We start from the raw sequence: 16467 nt of genomic DNA, 5'->3' as shown, positions 1-16467 counted from the left end.
GCGGCGTCGACCCGCGTCCGTCAGGTGACGGTCCCCCTGTACGTCACGCGGATTTGAGCGCGGCGCCGAGTTCGGCGCGGGAACTGATGCCCAGCTTGGGAAAGATGCGGTGCAGGTGCGTGCTTACCGTACGGTGCGAAAGGTAGAGACGGTGGCCGATTTCACGATTCGTCAGCCCCTTGGCCGCTAGCTGCGCGATGCTCAACTCCTGGGCGGTCAGCTGGTCACGGGCATCAGGGCTACGTCGAGGGCTCGCCTCACCAGCGGCACGCAGCTCGCCACGTGCGCGCTCGCTCCACGCGAGGACACCGAGCGCGTCGAACGTCTCGCGAGCGGCCCGCAGATGAGCGCGGGATTCCGCGGCGCGGCGGTGCCGTCTTAGCCATTCGCCGAACGCGAGCTGGATGCGGGCGCGTTCGAGCGGCCAGCCCGAGAGGTCGGCGTTCAGCGCGGCCACGTACGCATCCTCCTGCTGCGTGAGCACTGCGTTGGCGTAGCGCAGGCCGATGTGGAGTGCGGGCGAACCCGCAGACCGCCCATATTCCTCCATTTCGGACAAGACTGAGTCCAAAGGCTGGCCGGTTCGGACGGCCGCGTCGGCCAATTCCGGCAAGGTGTAGCAGCGCAAGGCAAGTTGGTACGCCGGATCGGCGGGGTCGTGCAGCCGCTGGAGATCCGCGAACGCGTCGGCGTATCGCCCCTGGCCCAGCGCGGCGATCCCACGGGCGATCTGCACGGTGGCAAGAACTGGCCGCGCGCCAACCGCGAGCCCGATCTGCTCGGCCTCGGCAGCAACCGCCTGCGCCTGGCAGTCACCCCGAAGTGCGGCGATCTCGGCTTGGACAGCCAAGCTCAGACCCCGCATGAACGGCTGGTCCGTCTCCTGCGCGAGCCGCCCAGCCTCCACAGCCGCCGGTAGCGCGGTCGCCACATTGCCCAGGCGCACCGAGCTCCACGCGTGCACGGCCAACGCCCTGGTCAGCAGCCCAAGCCTGCCCTGGGCACGCAGACCGGAAGCAGCCGACGCGGACAGCCGCGCGGACTCCTTGAACGCCCCGAACTGCATTGCCGCGCTGCCGAGGAACCGTTCGACCAGGGGATCTCCACCGGTGTGACCAGCGAGGTGGCGCAGGCCAGCGTCGACCGCCTCGCCACGCGAGAACGGGCTGATGTAGGCCGTGATCGCGACCTTGCGGGGATCAAGGTCATCGGGGAGCAAGCAGTCCGCCGCGGACATCACCCGCTGCCGGGCGGTCGGTCCCGGCTCGACCCAGAAGCACCGCATCGCGCCGCTCCACAGGATACGCGAGCCGAGGTCGGTCCGGCCGTCCGCGGCGACCGATTCGGCGAGCTCGGCCAGCTCCATCGGGCCGGTCGTGGAGCGCAGGCCGTCCTCGAAATCGCTCAGGATCAACGTCGCCCGTGCTTGCTGCTCCGCGGTCAACTCGCCAATGTCGCGCAGCAGCCGCACGACGACGTCCTTACGACCGGATTCGACGGCCAGTTCGGCGGCTTGCAGGAGCCGTTCGGCCCGCTGCAGCGCGTTTTCACTCAGCTGCCCGGAAAGTTCGAAGGTGGTCACGGCTCCCGCGACGTCACCGCGACGCAGCGCGTGCTCGGCCGCGGCTTCCAGATCGGCTGCGACGGCGTCATCCGGCCCGGTCGAGGCCGTCGCCCGGTGCCACGCTCGCCGCTCGGGCTGCCTGTCGAGCACCTCGGCCAGTGCGCGATGCGCGGCTTGTCGCTGCCCGAGATCCGCTGCTTGCGGGATCGCCGAGCGCATCAGCGGGTGCCGGAAGGTCAGCGTGCCATAGTCGATTTCGATCAACCGCGCCTCGACCGCGGGCGTCAGCACCGAGATGTCGACGGCCGCGGCGTCCAAGGTTTCCTTGAGCGAGCCGCTGTCGTTGAGCGCGGCGATCAACAAGGTTTCGCGGGTCTCGTCGGGCAACCCCGCGACCCGGGCGGTAAAAGCCTCTTCCAGCCGCACCGACATTCCACTACGCGGCAATTCAGTCAACGCCAAGGGATTGCCCGCCGCCTGGGCGAGCAATCGCGCACGGACCGGCGCCGTGAGATCGGGCGCGACAATGTCGAGCAAGTCGGCGGCCGCGTCGTCGGGTAGACGTTCGAGCATCATCGACGGCAGCCCGGCTTCGTCAAGCCGGGTGCACTCCCCTGACCGGACCGTGGCGATCAGCACGATCGGCTCGGATTCCAGTCTGCGAGCGACAAACGCGAGAACGTCCACACTGGACGGGTCGAGACTGTGCACGTCCTCGGCGATCAACAACAACGGCTTGCTGGCGGCCAGATCGGCAAGCAGGTTCAGGGTGGCAAGGCCGACGAGATAGATGTTCGGCGCCTGCGTGTCAGCAAGACCAAGCGCCGCACTGAGCGCGTCTCGCTGCGCGGCGGGAAGTGTGTCCATCTCGCGCTGAACCGGATGCAGCAGCTGGTGCAAACCAGCGAAGGGCAGATGCTGTTCCGAGTCCGCACCGGTCGTTTTGAGCACCCGCATATTGGCCGTGAGCGCGGTCACCTCGGCGACGAGCGCGGATTTGCCGATTCCGGCCTCGCCACGGACGATCATGGCGCCGCCGTGGTCACGGACCCCGTCGACGAACTCCGACAGGGTCTTTTTCTCCCGCTCTCGACCGATCAGTGCGCCCATCTCACTCATTCTGGTACGAAACCCGGCTCACCACCGCTCATTGTGGACCACGTCGCGACAAGCCCGCCGGGGCCGAGAAACCGCGCTGACGTCGCCGAACCGCCGGGCGTCCGCGGCCTCGTGACCGAGCAGGGCGGTACCGATCCAGACATAGTCGCCGGGAATGCCCAGCATCTCCCGCACGTCCGGCGCCGGCGAACGCGGCCGCGACGCCCTCGTTGACCGCGGCGAGCAGCAGGAGCATCAAGGCCGCGCCCGCGTCGGTGTACCAGTACGGGATCGCCCAGAGATCGTCATCCGGTACGTCCGAGACCGCCTGCATCTTGTCCGGTTCGCGGTATCGGGACCGGTAGATCTCCGGGCTGACACAGATCGCGATGTGCACGGGTGCCTGTGCCACGAAATTGTGGTGCCCGGACTGCGCGAAGAGCTCGTCGGACGGCTTCGCGATCGCGTTCCGCGTGGTTTCCTCGGTGATCACCACGAACTCGACGCCCTGGCTGTGCCCGGCGGTGGGCGCTCGGCGCGCGACATCGAGGATCCGCTCGACCACGTCCGCGGCGACCGGCTCGGCCGTGAAGGACCGGACCATCTTGCGCCGGCGCACCACTTCCCGGAACTCCATGGCAGCGACCGTACTCTCAGCCGCATGCCCGACAACTTGACCGCGCCGCCGGTCGATGAACTCCTCCGCCTTCGTGACCGGACGGTCCTGGTGACCGGCGCCAGCGGCGGGATCGGCGCGGGTGTGGCCGTCCGCCTCGCCGAAGCCGGAGCGACCGTGATCGCACACGCCAACGCGCATCCCGAACGGCTGCAGCCAGTTCTGGCAGCTTGCCGTAAGTATGGCGTTGCGGCGCACGGAGTTCAGGGCGACCTGTCCGATCCGGACGTTGTCGAGGCCATAGTGGACGAGGCAGGCACACTTCATGGTGTCGTCAACAATGCCGCCCTGCAACCGTTGTCGCCGTTGACGTCCATGGATGTCACGGAGTTCGACCGTGTTTTCGAGGTCAACGTGCGCGCGGTTTTCCTTGTGACTCAGGCTGTTTCCAACCGTGCGATCGCCGAGGGAACGCCACTGAGCATTGTGAACATCGCGTCCATCGAAGGTGAGGTGCCCGCACCCGCGCACAGCCATTACGCGGCCTCGAAAGCGGCCGTGATCATGCATACCCGCGCGGCCGCGCTGGAGTTCGGCCCGTCGGGAATCCGGGTCAATGTCGTGTGCCCAGGGCTGATCAATCGTCCCGGGCTGGACGAGGACTGGCCGGACGGGGTCGAACGCTGGCACCGGGCCGCGCCGCTCGGACGTCTCGGCACGCCAGCGGACATCGCGGATGCTTGCCTGTTCTTGCTTTCCGACGCGGCACGGTGGATCACCGGCGCGACTCTGCGGGTCGACGGCGGCGTGACCGCCAATCATCCCTTCTGAGGATGTGTTATAGCGCCAAAAGGGTGATCATCGCGACGTGTTGGCGCCAGTCGGTTGGCGAGGCCTGTTGATCACGGAAGACTGCTGATCATGCGTCCATCGCTTCGCGGAGTGCTGTCCACTCTGGTCATCGCCGTGTCGGCCGGTGTCGTGTCCATGCCTGCCGCCGCAGCGGGCCAAGCCGACGGGTGCACTGTCGCGCCCACGATTCGGCTCGGAACGACAGTCACCGCGAGGATCGCGTCCGGCGGCGTCAACCGGTCGTACCGGCTGCATGTGCCGACCGACTACCGGCAGGGTGAACCGCGGCCGGTGATCCTGGCGTTCCACGGCCGCGGCCAGACACCCCAGTCGATGGAGAAGTACACCGGGCTGAACGCGTTGCCCGCGATCGCGGTGTATCCGCAGGGCACCGAGACGGGTGACGACCAGCTCGGCTGGCAGGGCGCGCCGTACTCCAACCCGGCCATCAACGACGTCCAGTTCACCTCGGACGTCCTCAACCAGCTCGAATCCCAGTTCTGCGTGGACAAGCAGCGCGTGTACGCGACCGGGAAGTCCAACGGCGGCGGGTTTGTCGGCGTACTGGGCTGCCAGTTGTCCGGTCGGATCGCGGCCATCGCTCCTGTCGCGGCCGCTTTCTACGACCTCGGCGACCCATGCCTGCCGCAGCGCGCCGTGCCGGTGCTCGATTTCCATGGCACGTCCGACTCAGTGATCCCGTACAACGGCGTCGCGTCCAGGCACCTCCCGTCGATCCCGGCCTGGCTCGGCCAATGGGCCCAACGTGACGAGTGCACGACCGGCCCGGACACGTTCTTCACCAAGGCCGATGTCACCGGGCAGCGCTGGTCTGGCTGCGCGCAGGGCAGTGTCGTCGAGCACTATCGGATCACCGGTGGCGACCACACCTGGCCGGACGCGCTGGCCACGAGCGGCCCAGGTAAGACCACTCGTACGGTCAACGCCACGCAGCTGATCTGGGACTTCTTCACCACTCACCCGCTGCCCTGACGATGCGGCATGCCCGCGGCCAAAGGCATATCGTAAGGCCATGAAGATCGGCTACAAGGCTTCCGCGGAGCAGTTCGGCCCGCGTGACCTCGTCGAGTACGCGGTACGCGCCGAAGAAGTAGGCCTGGACAGCGTCTGGGTCTCCGACCACTTCCTGCCATGGCGGCACAATGGTGGACACGCCCCGGCAGCCTTCGCGTGGATGGCGGCGGTCGGCGAGCGGACGAAGCGGGTGCAGATCGGAACGAGCGTGACCACCCCCACGTTCCGGTACAACCCGGCGGTCATGGCGCAGACGTTCGCCACGCTGGCCCTGCTGTACAACCACCGGATCATTCTCGGTGTCGGCACGGGTGAGGCGCTCAACGAGATCGCGGTGTCCGGTCTGACGTGGCCCGACTTCAAGGAGCGGTTCGCGAGGCTGCGCGAAGCGGTCCGGCTGATGCGGGCGCTGTGGACCGAGGACGAGGTCAACGCGGACGGTGACTACTACAAGCTGGTCGGCGCGCGGATCTACGACCGTCCCGACGAGCCGGTGCCGGTGTACATCGCCGCCGGTGGCCCGGTTGTCGCGAAGTACGCGGGCCGCTCAGGCGACGGCTTCATCTGCACGTCCGGCAAGGGCATGGACCTTTACACCGAGAAGCTGATGCCCGCGGTGGCCGAAGGCGCGGCCGCCGCCAACCGGGATGTCGCCGCGATCGACAAGACCATCGAGATCAAGCTGTCGTACGACCGCGATCCGGCGGCAGCGCTGGAGAACACCCGCTTCTGGGCTCCGTTGTCCCTGACCGCGGAGCAGAAGCACAGCGTCGACACCGCGGACGAGATGGAACGGCTCGCCGACGAGCTGCCGATCGAGCAGGTGGCCAAGCGGTGGATTGTCGCCTCCGACCCGGACGAGGCCGTCGCCCAGATCAAGCCGTACCTGGACGCTGGGCTCAACCACCTGGTCTTCCACGGGCCAGGCCACGACCAGGAACGGTTCCTCACCCAGTTCACCGAGGACATCGTGCCAAGGCTGCGCGCGCTCGGCTGAAAGCCTCGTGAGTGGTTAGCCGGGTTAGAACATGTGTCATGTCCCGGGAGATGTGTCAAGGATGTGTCTCGGTAGTTGTGTCACGGTTTAGGTGTGCTGGTTAGGCGGCGTGGACGACTTTTCCTTGGTATTTCTTGGTTTTGTCCAGGGTGAGGTGTCCGATCGGGTCACCGTTGGTGGTGTAGGCGGTGACCCGATCGCCGTAGCGCAGCAGGGTGACGGTGCTGCCGGCGTGGTCGCGGCCGACGCTGATGCGGTAGTCGGCCAGGGCGACGGTGCCGTTGGGCATGACCTTGATCTTGTGGATGGTGGCGTCGTCCTGGCGGGGCAGGTCGCCCGGGCCGCCGTGACTGGGCGCGAGCGCCCAGGCCTGGGCCGGGGTGGTATCGATGGCCGAGTGTCGGCGGCGGGTGTTGTAGTGCTCGCGGACGGTGTCCAGCCGGGCTTGTAGCTCGGCGATGCTGCCGGCTGGTTGGGGCCAGCGGTGGGAAAGTAGCCGGTCGGCGGTGGCGTGCAGGCGTTCCACCTTGCCGCAGGTCTGTGGGTGATACGGGCTGGAGTGGATCACCCTGCTGCCGTACTCGGCGGACACGGTTCGGGAGAACTCGCTGGTCAAGCTCTTGTCGCGGGAGCGGTGCGGGTGTGTCCAGGCGGTACCGTTGTCGGCCAGGATCAGCCCGGGTGCGCCCCGGTCGCGCACCGCGGCCGCGATGGCCTCCAGCGCGGCGGTGGTGGTCTCCATGGGCGCGACATGGCTGGCCAGCCAGACCCGTGTGCAGTCGTCGAGCACATCGATGGCCACCACGGTGGTGCCGTCCGCGAGGGTGTGCTCGGTGCCGTCGATCTGATAGCAATCCCGCGGTCGGGCATAGGAAAACCGCCGCCAGGACGCTCGTGGGCGCTTCTTCGGGTTCTTGTCCAGCAGGCCATGCCGGTCCAGGATCCGGTTGATCGTGGCCCGGGCCGGCACCCGCGCACCGGCCGGCCAGCCGGGGCTGTTCGCGCGTGTTTCCAGCTCGGCCCGGATGTTGTCCGCGCCGTTGTCCGGCGCCAACCGCTCACGCAACCCCAGGATCAACGCGACCACCGGTTCGGGTGTGGCGGCCGGGCTCGAGTGTGGTCGACGCGAGCGAGGCCGCCACTCGCCCTCGGCCCGGATCCGGGCGCGGTGCCGGTAAAACGTGCGTGGATTCACGCCGTTGAGCCGGCACCACTCGGCCACGTTGTCGATCTCCGGGTCCACGATCAAGGTCGCGTCCATGAGTCTCATCTTCGCCTGCTTTCCCGCCATGACGCGAGGTCATAGCGTGATCAAGCGACACATCAGATGAGACACGCTTAGCGACAACTCTCATGAGACTGAAGACGGGTTAGAACATGGCTAACCACTCACGACAGACCGTCAGTTGATCGGTTCGATCCAGATGTTGCGGTATCTGGGGTTTTCGCCGGGATCGCCGTGATCCTGCAGCCTGATCGCGCCAGGATTGGCGTTCTCCGGATCGCCGGCGCCGGTCGGGCCGTTGATTTCCACGTTGTTGTGCACTGTCACGCCATTCCAGACGACCGTGACCCTGGCGTTGTCGGTCTTGACACCCGCGCTGTCGAAGCGCGCCGCCCGGAACGTGATGTCGTAGGTCTGCCAGGTCAGCGGCGCGGTCGCGGCGTTGACGTCCGGCGCCTTCTTCGAATAGATCGAACCGGCCTCGTCATTGCCGAGACTGGTGTCCCCATAGGAGTCCAGCACCTGGATTTCGTAGCGTTCCTGCAGATAGACCCCGCTGTTGCCCCTGGCTTGACCGGTCACGTCCGGCGGATACTGCGGTTCGTACCACTCGACGTGCAGCTTGAAGTCACCGAACTTCTGCTTGGTCCGGATGTCCCCGCCGAGCGTTTCCGTTGAGCCACCGGCAATCGGCCACGGCGCGGCACCACCCGAACGGAGTTCCCACGCGTTCAGGTTGGCGCCATTGAACAACTGGACACGTGTGCCCGCGGTGACCGTGATGTTGTCGAGGTTGACGTGGCCAATGTCGCCGTCATCGAACCGGTAGGAGATCGAGTTCGTTCCCGCGACAAGGGGCAGTTGTTCGGGTTGTACCGCCCAGTTGTCCCAGGTGGTTGTGCCGGCCAGCCGTACTTGCCTGATCTTCGTGTTGTTCACGTACACGCTCACGGACTTGGTGCCAGCACTAGGATTCGGGCCGCTGGAGTACCGCAGGCCAACGTTGTAGGTACCGGCGGTTGGCGCGTTCACGGAGAAAGTCGTTGCGGCGCCTTTGTTCCAGTAGCCGTCGACGAAGCCCGTGCCCTGGTAACCCAGGTGGTCGGTGTTGATGGCCGCGCCACCGCTCAGCGTTGCCCGTTCGGCCTCGTAGGTCACGCTCGCCGGCGGGCCGCCGACCTGCGAGTTGAGGGTGTACCAGGCTTCCGTGCTCCACAGCGTGGTGCCGGATTCCGACGCGAACGGCCTCGGTGAACGGACGTGCACAACCCGCCCAGCCTGCAGGCCGGGGATCTGCAGCGTGACCTTCTTACGGTCGGCGGACACCGTCGCATTCGCCACAGCAAGCGTTTGCTCGTCGACCTTCGGGCCGCCGTAAGCCGGGGTCGGCGCGTAACGCCATTGCGAGACCCGGTACTTCGTCGTCAGGTTCTGCGCGGTCTCGGTCGACAGCGGCTGGGTGTACTCGAGTTCGAATCCACCTTGGACAGCCCGCATGGCGAGGATGTCGAAGGTGTTGGTGCCGTTGGGTGTCAGCTTCTGCAGGCCGTACGCGAGCTTGCCGGGCTGGCCCCAGTTGCCGCCGCCGTGGATACCGCCGGTGTAGATCGCGCCGTCCGGACCGAGGCTGATCCGGCTGACACCGGACTCAAGTCCTTGTGTCATCCGGAAAACCGCGCCTTGGTATTCGCCGTTGACCTTCTCGAGGAACGCGCGCTGCAGGCCACCGTAGGTCACGTCGCCGTAGACGAGCTGTCCGGCGAAGGTTCCTTGCTGGAGCATCACAAGGTTGCTCGGCGAGTTGGCGATTTCGTTGTGCGGCAGCCAAAGCACGGGCGCGGTCACCGGTTGGCCGTCGAACGGCCCAGCCGGGTTGGTGTAGTGGTTGAAGAACCGGTTTTGCTTGATCCGCACAAGTTTGTTCGCCGGCAGCCAACCGCCTTGGTTGTCGGTGACGAAGATGTCATCTTCCGGTCCCCAGCCGATGCCGTGCGGCGTGCGCAAACCACCGGCGATGTACGACACTTCACCGGTCGCCTTGTTGATTTTGATGGTTGTGCCGCGGTTCGGCGCGGGTTGCGGGTCGGTCGTGGCGCCGCCGTAGTTGATCGACACCGACAGGTTGGCGTAGAAGAAGCCGTCCTTGTACAGCAGGCCGAACGCGAACTCGTGGAAGTTGCCGCCGAACGGCCAGGTCGCGACCGTCCGGTAGTCGTCGGCCACACCGTCGCCGTTGGTGTCGTTGAGTTCTACGAGTCGCTGCTTTTCCGAGACGTACAACGTGCCGTCGACGTACTTGACGCCCATCGGCTCTTTCAAGTTGCTCGCGACACGCTGCGCCTGCACACGCGACGGATCCGTGTTGCCCGTTACGTTGCTGAGCAGATAAACCTCGCCGAGCACGTTGTTCGAGCCGCCCCACGTGGCGATGGCCAGCCTGCCGTCGGGAAGCCAGTCCATGCCGGTGACTTGCGGCTGGAAACCGTTGGGGCGCAGGTTGGTCAGCGTCATCCCCGGGTGCACGGACGTCAGCGGAAGCCCGTCACCGGGTGAATCCGCTGCGCCCTCGCACTCTTTGCGTCCCGGCGAGGTCACGCGCACGACGTCCGCGTCGGTGCTGAGCACCGAGTTCGGCACGATGGCGAAGCCCGATGCGCCGGGCGGCTGCCATTCCAACGTGACCTGCTGGTCGTAGAGGTTGTCGAAGTGGTCGATGCGTAACGCGTGATAGCCGGGGCTGAGCTGGATCGACCCGGTGACCGGGGTCGGCCCGTGCAACCCGTCGTTGTTGATCACGAGGTTGCCGTCGATGCGCAGCCGTGAACCGTCATCGCTGGTCAGCCGGAACTGGTAGGTGCCAGCGGTGGCGATGTTGATGTTGCCGGTCACCTCGGACACGAACCGATCGGCGATGCCGAAGTCGGCCGTGCCGGTCCAGTTGATGACCGGCATCAGCTTGTCGACGTTAGGAGTTTGACCCGACTTGATTGTGCACAATTTATCCAGGTCAGTTTGAATATCGAACACCCGAAGTGTCACTCCGGGCTGTTGTGGCGGCGGCGCGGCCGCGTATGCCGGAGCGGTGACCAACAGGGCAAGGAAAGTGAACAGGGCTAAAGCCGCGACGAGCGACTGGCGGCATCGTTCGTGGACAGCGAGAAGCATCATTGCTCCTTGAGGAAGAGGCAGGATCTCCACCTGGCGCCCAGCGAACGTACGAACGCTTTTGTCGCAAGTCAACGAAAGTATGCAGGGTTCAGACCAAAGTTAGGCCGAACGGCCTCGCCCAGCAGGGGTGAGTCGTCCTGGTACCGCATTTCGTACACGCGCTCGGCAAACCGCCAACCGTCGGACGTACGCAGATAGCGATCGTGATAGACGGAATAGTTCCGGTGCGACCGGCCATCCTTGAACCGCCCGAACTCCTCGACATAAACCCGGCCGGTCGCGGTGTCCCCCTTGAGCTCGACGGCGCCAGGGTGAATGGACTGCGTGAAGAACTCCCACCCGCCCTGCAACCGCTCGATCCCAGCCCGGATATCGGCCCGGTTGAAGAACTCCGCCGCACCGGGAATCCGCCACACACCGTCCACAGTGAACAGATTGGCGAACCGGTCGTAATCCCGTGACATGGCCGAATCGGTGAACTCGCCCCGCAGCGCCTCGATCTCGACGCGATCGGCGATGGCCTGAAGATCCCTCATTTGTTTCCCTTCTCAAGGGCGGCCGCGATGTCCACGGCACGCCTCGCCTGATACCGGGCTGCCTGCAAGGACACTTCGCCCGGCGGCCCATCGGCCACGACATGCGAGGTCCCGTACGGATTGCCGGACTGGAACTGGATGGGGTCGGTGTAGCCAGGCGGCACGATGACGCCACCCCAGTGGTAGAAGGTGTTCGCCAGGGCCAGCAGCGTGGACTCCTGGCCACCGTGCGGGGTGTTGGACGCGGTGAAACCCGAATACACCTTGTTCGCGAGCTTCCCCTGGAACCACAACACGTTTGTGGTCTCCATGAACGCCCTGAGCTGGCTCGCCGGGTTACCGAACCGCGTCGGCGTGCCGAACAGGACGACATCGGCCCATGCCAGGTCGTCGAGGTGCGCCACGGGCATGTCAGCGGTGTTCTCGACGTGCTTGGCCCATTCCGGCCGTGCCTGGATGGCTTCAGGCGTGGCCGTTTCGGCGATCTTGCGCAGCCGGACGTCCGCGCCCGCCTTCTCCGCGCCCTCGGCAGCGGCCTGTGCCAAGGCATGCACGGTGCCCGTGGCGCTGTAGTAGATGATTGTCGCGTTGACCATGCCCGTACGACGAGACAGGCCGTCGTAGTGTGAGGTCCTCACAGTTGGGTGCGCTGTTTCGTCGAAATGGTGACCACAACCAAAGGGGACCTATGACCAGCGCGATCATGAACGAGCGGCGTCAGCTGATCAACCTGGCCTATCGCATGCTCGGGTCACTGGCCGATGCCGAGGACGTCGTGCAGGAAACCTACGCCCGCTGGTACGCCATGACCCGTGAGCAGCAGGAAGCCATCGAAACCCCGGCGGCCTGGCTGACCAAGGTCGCCAGTCGCATCTGTCTGGACCTGCTTGGCTCGGCACGCGCGCGACGTGAGCGTTACGTGGGCGAATGGGTCCCTGAGCCGCTGCCGGAAGCCTCAGCCGCTGACCCGGCGGACCGGATCACCCTCGACGAGTCGATCACCATGGCGTTCCTTGTCGTGCTCGAATCGATGACCCCGGCCGAGCGTGTGGCGTTCATCCTGCACGACGTCTTCCGCTATCCCTTCCCGGAAGTCGCGGAAATCGTCGGCCGCACCCCGGCAGCGTGCCGTCAGCTGGCCACCTCGGCCAGGCGCCGGATCGCCGAGATCCCGGCGACGCCACGCGAACAGCGCGCCAACGTGATCCGTGACTTCAAACTGGCATGGCGGGCCAAGGACATCAACGCGCTCATCGGCCTGCTCGACCCGAACGCGACGGTGATCGGCGACGGCGGCGGACTGGCAACCGCCGCACTGCACCCGATCCACGGCAATTCGACGATCGCGCACTACATGGTCGACCTGCTGACCAAAGCACCCGACGCCGTCTTCCTCGAACAAACCGTCAACGGCCAGCCCGGCCTGGTCATCCAGTACGACGGCATCGTCGCGGCTGTGATGGCCTTCGACATCGCCGACGAGCGGATCCGGCATATTTGGGCCGTTCGAAACCCCGAGAAACTCCGGCCGTGGACAATCGAGAAGTGACCTCAGAGATCCCCGGACCGGTTGGCACGCCACCGAACGGCAATCTGGCGGACATCGCGGCAGCGGGCGGCTTGCATACGTTCCAATTGGAGCTGCACGCGAAGTTCGGCCCGGTTGCCCGGTTCGAGCTGCCGGGAACGCGCGTTGTTTCCGTCGCGGACCCGGAACTGCTGGCGGGCACGTCCAGGATCAACCGTAGGCCGCATGAGCTCTTCGAGTTCCTGTCCCCGCTGTTCGAAGCCGGAAATCTGCAGACCATCGGGGAAGCGGAACACGTGCCGTGGCGGCGGTTGCTGCTGTCCGCCCTTGGCAACCACCGCTCCCACGAGGCACATTTCGGGCAGTTCACCAGGCTCACCGCCGAACTGGCGGACCGTTGGGCGTCCTACGACGGGGAAATCGCGCTGCAGGAGGACCTCAGCGAGCTGTCGTTGCAGCTCATCTGCGAGTTCGCGATCGGAACGGAACCGGGATCGGCGCGGCAGACCAGCGCGGCCTTCCGTGACGTGATCGCCGAGCAGGTGGGGCGGCAGTTCGGCCTGGACTCGGGCATCTCCCCGGAGCGGGCCGCAGCGGCGTTAGCGCATGTCCGGGAGACGATCACGCGAATCCTGAACGCCGGTCGACCGGACGCGGGCCTCGTGACCAAGTTGGCGGAGACAGACTGGGATCCGGCACGGATCAGGGACACCGCGCTCTCGGTCGTCATGGCCGGGTATCACACGTCCGGAGTGGCGGTGTCCTGGGCGCTGCACCTGCTGGCCCAGCATCCCGAGATCGCCGGGCGGCTGCGTGACGAACTGGATCGCGTGCTTGGCGACCGGCAAGCGCCGACGTACGACGAACTCCGCTCGCTCGACTACCTCGAACGGGTTGTGAAGGAAGCGATGCGGCGCTACCCGCCCGGTCCTTACGCAGCCAGGGAAGTGCCGGAGGATCTGGTACTCGGCGACTACCTGATCCCGGCGGGAACAACGCTGCTGTACCCGATCTGGGCGATACACCTCAATCCGGAGTACTGGCCGGACCCGGAAAAGTTCGATCCCGACCGGTTCACCACCGAGGGACGGCCGAAGTTCGCGTTCATCCCGTTCGGTTTCGGGCCACGCAGCTGTGAAGGCGCCGCACTGGCCATGGTCGAGATCAAACTCATCCTCGCGGTTCTGATGAAACGCTTCGACTTCACGCCAGTGCCCGGGCATGAAGTCGTTCCGGTTGAACGATTCGTGCTGTGGGCCAAAGACGACATCCGGATGACGGTGTCACCGCGCCCGGCCTAGCGTACGAGCGTGGACTAGCAACGCGAGGACGATCAGGATCCCAGCGGCCAGCCAGTCCGGGGTCCTTTCGGCGTAGCTGGACGTGGGCAGCAGCCAGGCGAGATCCGGTTTCACGTTGTGCAGCAACCCAAAACTCAACCACAGCAACACAGCCGTCACGCCCGCGGAAAGCGCGCCGATGAACGGCGCCAGCACCTGCACCACAGCCACAAGAACAAAGGCGTTGGTCAACACCCACACCCAAGGCACGAAATCCGGAAGGCCAGGAACCAAAACCAGAACACACGCCATCGGCAAGGTGATGCCCACCGCGGAACTCACGACAGCGATTACCCGGGCACGCATGCCAATGCTGCCGCGATCCCATTCCCAGAAACGCGGACGCATCAGCACAGCCGTGATCGTCGCCGAGACGATCGCGCACAACTCGGCTACCGGGATGCGATTGGGGTTCACCGGCGAGAACTCGATGTCGATCACATGCGAGCCGATCACCGCACTCACACCGGCGATCAGCGCGGCTGCCAGAATGACCAAGGGGATGCCGCGGCTCAGCAGCAAGACGCGGATCATGCGCGCGGGATATCGGTCGGTTTGAGCGTGCATGCCCTGAGCTTCTCGCCGTGGACACGCAACCAGTCCTGAATCTGCTTCTCGGACATCCCTGTCAGGCTGCGGCTTGGCGGGGTCCCATCCTTGAGATAGTCGGTCAAATCGACAAGCAGGTTCACCATGGCCTCGGTGTTGGTCGCTTCCGCAGGGCACAGATAGATGCCAAGAATCGCCTCTGGTAGGCCAGCGGGCACGATACGGCCGTCGCCGGTCAAGCGCACCGCGATCGTGCCTTCGGTTTCCGGTACCCGCGAATCACCGTCGATCAAGAGCGCTTCGTCCCAGACTCGGCGGACGAACGGCGGCGGGGCGCCATATCTGGCGAACACCGTGTCCACAGTGGAAATCATGTCGGGCAGCTGTGGCGCGATGGCTTCGTGCACGCAGTAGTTGACGCCACGCACATCCCGGCACACCCGCGGCGGCGATTGGTCCACTGTGAACACAATAGGTGCGTTGGACAGTGCGATCGCGATCAGCGCGACCGGGGCGGCCACGTGCGCGGCAATGTCCACAACGACACCACGGTTTCCGTTGCCACGACGACGCATGGTGCGCGCGGCCAGACTCACCGAGGCGATGGTGATCAAGGCGAAAAACGCGAGGCGGAACGCGACCAGCTGCGCGGATTCCGTCTGACCCATCTGCGGTTCCGCATAGAGCACAGGAGAAACCGGGCCGACCACGTCACCGTAGATCCCACTGATCACGAAGGACGCATACAGCAGCAAAGCGGTGATCGGCATGATCACGGCCGACGGGACCAGCGTCCCGAGCACGTACCCAATGGCGATCGCCGCGGCCATCGCCAACACCCCGGACAGCATCACCAGCAACGCTGGCGAACCGATCCCGCCCCGGACAGTCAGCGGCAGCAACGCGAGCACGTAAGCGCCAAGCAACCAAGCCATCAGCAAAGCCAGATGCGCAAGCACAACCCGGATACCGAGCCGAGGTGCCCGCGGCTGTGTCCACATGCGATCGGCGGCATTGAGCCTGAAGGCGTAGTAGCAAGCCGTGGTCCCGGCAAGCGCGCCGGTCCACATGAACTGCTGGTGCCATTGCGCCGAGGTCTGCGCCCATCGCGGATACGGCCACGTCAGCATCGGCCACGTCGAGACCAGCACGATCACGGCGATCACGACAGCCGGTAGCACCACGACAATCCGCAGCGGACTGCGCATCAGTCGTCGTCTCCAAGGGTGTCGAGCAAAGTCCGGTAGCCACGCTCCAAAATGGACTCCAACCGGCTCGGCGCCGAACCGTCACCCGCGATCTTCGCCTCGATTTCCTCGACCGTACCGTCGAAAGCGAGCTTGCCCCGAGCCAACACACCCACCCGCTGGCACAGGAACCGAACGTCCTCAAGCACATGCGTTGACAACAGAACCGTCCGGGTCTCGCCGATCTTCGCGATCACCTCACGGATCCGGACGCGCTGGGAAGGGTCCAACCCGACCGTGGGCTCGTCCAGGACCAACACGTCCGGGTCGTGCGCCAATCCGGCGGCAACACCCAGCCGTTGCCGCTGCCCGCCGGACAGCGACCGGACCCGAGCAGAAGCTTTGTGGCTCAAATCCACCGAAGCAAGCGCTCGCTCAGCCGCAGCCGGAGCGGCAGCACGGGACACCCCATTGATCCATGCGGTGTATTGCACACAATCGGCGGCGCGCATTTCACCAGGCAGTGAGAACCGTTGCGGGACGAAACCGAACCGGGGTGTGGTGTCGCCAGGCAGGGTGATTGACCCGGATTTCGGCCGGAGCAAGCCGACCAGAACCGAGAGCAGTGTGGTCTTGCCGGCCCCGTTCTCGCCGAGCAGACCGGTCACGCCAGGTCTGATCGTCCAGTCGATGTCCCGCAATACCGGCTTACGGCCGTAGCCGAAGCTCACGCCGTGCAGCGTGATATCCACGCGCTCCCCCCGGAGTCCTG

The 16467-nt window shown here is 65.7% G+C and carries 14 protein-coding genes; 5 read left to right on the top strand and 9 right to left on the bottom strand.

The genetic code is table 11. The features are described from left to right. Positions 1–43 precede the first annotated feature (43 nt). Both LWC34_RS46845 and LWC34_RS46840 read right to left on the bottom strand, forming a co-directional pair. A complete protein-coding gene (locus tag LWC34_RS46845; RefSeq protein WP_233731852.1) occupies positions 44–2674 on the bottom strand; it encodes an AAA family ATPase in 2631 nt (876 codons plus the stop codon). 37 nt (positions 2675–2711) lie between these two features. Continuing rightward, the gene (locus LWC34_RS46840) at positions 2712–3299 is read right to left on the bottom strand and encodes a nitroreductase family protein (RefSeq protein ID WP_233731846.1); all 588 of its coding nucleotides are present in this window, start codon (positions 3297–3299) and stop codon (positions 2712–2714) included. Between the two features lie 24 nt (positions 3300–3323). On the opposite strand from LWC34_RS46840, the gene LWC34_RS46835 reads away from it, so the two are divergent. The 3 genes from LWC34_RS46835 to fgd all read left to right on the top strand — a co-directional run bounded on the left by LWC34_RS46835 (position 3324) and on the right by fgd (position 6162). After that, positions 3324–4109: an SDR family NAD(P)-dependent oxidoreductase gene (locus tag LWC34_RS46835; protein WP_233731844.1), complete on the top strand. Its 786-nt coding sequence runs from the start codon at positions 3324–3326 to the stop codon at positions 4107–4109. 90 nt (positions 4110–4199) lie between these two features. Then, positions 4200–5123: a CE1 family esterase gene (locus tag LWC34_RS46830; RefSeq protein WP_233731842.1), complete on the top strand. Its 924-nt coding sequence runs from the start codon at positions 4200–4202 to the stop codon at positions 5121–5123. 40 nt (positions 5124–5163) lie between these two features. Then, entirely contained in the window at positions 5164–6162 is a 999-nt protein-coding gene (gene fgd / locus LWC34_RS46825) for a glucose-6-phosphate dehydrogenase (coenzyme-F420) (protein ID WP_233731840.1), read from the top strand. 100 nt (positions 6163–6262) lie between these two features. Here fgd and LWC34_RS46820 read toward each other — a convergent pair whose 3' ends face one another. The 4 genes from LWC34_RS46820 to wrbA all read right to left on the bottom strand — a co-directional run bounded on the left by LWC34_RS46820 (position 6263) and on the right by wrbA (position 11729). Continuing rightward, positions 6263–7432: an integrase core domain-containing protein gene (locus LWC34_RS46820; RefSeq protein WP_284051782.1), complete on the bottom strand. Its 1170-nt coding sequence runs from the start codon at positions 7430–7432 to the stop codon at positions 6263–6265. A 132-nt stretch (positions 7433–7564) separates the two neighbouring features. Next, on the bottom strand, positions 7565–10552 hold the full coding sequence (locus tag LWC34_RS46815; protein ID WP_233731839.1) for a 3-keto-alpha-glucoside-1,2-lyase-like domain-containing protein: 2988 nt from the start codon (positions 10550–10552) through the stop codon (positions 7565–7567). Between the two features lie 71 nt (positions 10553–10623). Beyond that, positions 10624–11091, bottom strand: a complete 468-nt coding sequence (locus LWC34_RS46810) for a nuclear transport factor 2 family protein (protein ID WP_233731836.1) — start codon at positions 11089–11091, stop codon at positions 10624–10626. Continuing rightward, entirely contained in the window at positions 11088–11729 is a 642-nt protein-coding gene (wrbA, locus tag LWC34_RS46805; RefSeq protein WP_308200248.1) for an NAD(P)H:quinone oxidoreductase, read from the bottom strand. The genes LWC34_RS46810 and wrbA overlap by 4 nt, the downstream gene beginning before the upstream one ends. Before the next feature lie 50 nt (positions 11730–11779). Between wrbA and sigJ the strand changes: the two genes are divergently transcribed. Next, positions 11780–12640 (top strand): RNA polymerase sigma factor SigJ, encoded by an 861-nt coding sequence (gene sigJ / locus LWC34_RS46800; protein WP_233731834.1) that lies wholly within the window; start codon positions 11780–11782, stop codon positions 12638–12640. Then, a complete protein-coding gene (locus tag LWC34_RS46795; protein ID WP_233731832.1) occupies positions 12637–13920 on the top strand; it encodes a cytochrome P450 in 1284 nt (427 codons plus the stop codon). The genes sigJ and LWC34_RS46795 overlap by 4 nt, the downstream gene beginning before the upstream one ends. Here LWC34_RS46795 and LWC34_RS46790 read toward each other — a convergent pair. From LWC34_RS46790 to LWC34_RS46780, 3 genes are read right to left on the bottom strand one after another with little or no spacing between them, the layout of a single operon-like run. Then, positions 13903–14493, bottom strand: a complete 591-nt coding sequence (locus LWC34_RS46790) for a hypothetical protein (RefSeq protein WP_233731830.1) — start codon at positions 14491–14493, stop codon at positions 13903–13905. The genes LWC34_RS46795 and LWC34_RS46790 overlap by 18 nt on opposite strands. Continuing rightward, complete coding sequence (locus tag LWC34_RS46785; protein ID WP_233731829.1) at positions 14490–15716, bottom strand: ABC transporter permease; 1227 nt, start codon at positions 15714–15716, stop codon at positions 14490–14492. The genes LWC34_RS46790 and LWC34_RS46785 overlap by 4 nt, the downstream gene beginning before the upstream one ends. Continuing rightward, entirely contained in the window at positions 15716–16447 is a 732-nt protein-coding gene (locus LWC34_RS46780) for an ABC transporter ATP-binding protein (RefSeq protein WP_233731827.1), read from the bottom strand. Before LWC34_RS46780 ends, LWC34_RS46785 begins: the two co-directional genes overlap by 1 nt. Positions 16448–16467 lie beyond the last annotated feature (20 nt).

The sequence above is a fragment of the Kibdelosporangium philippinense genome (assembly GCF_021390435.2).
GTDB lineage: Bacteria > Actinomycetota > Actinomycetes > Mycobacteriales > Pseudonocardiaceae > Kibdelosporangium > Kibdelosporangium philippinense.
Note: the sequence above shows the minus strand (reverse complement) of the source record. Positions and strands in the feature narration are given on the sequence as shown.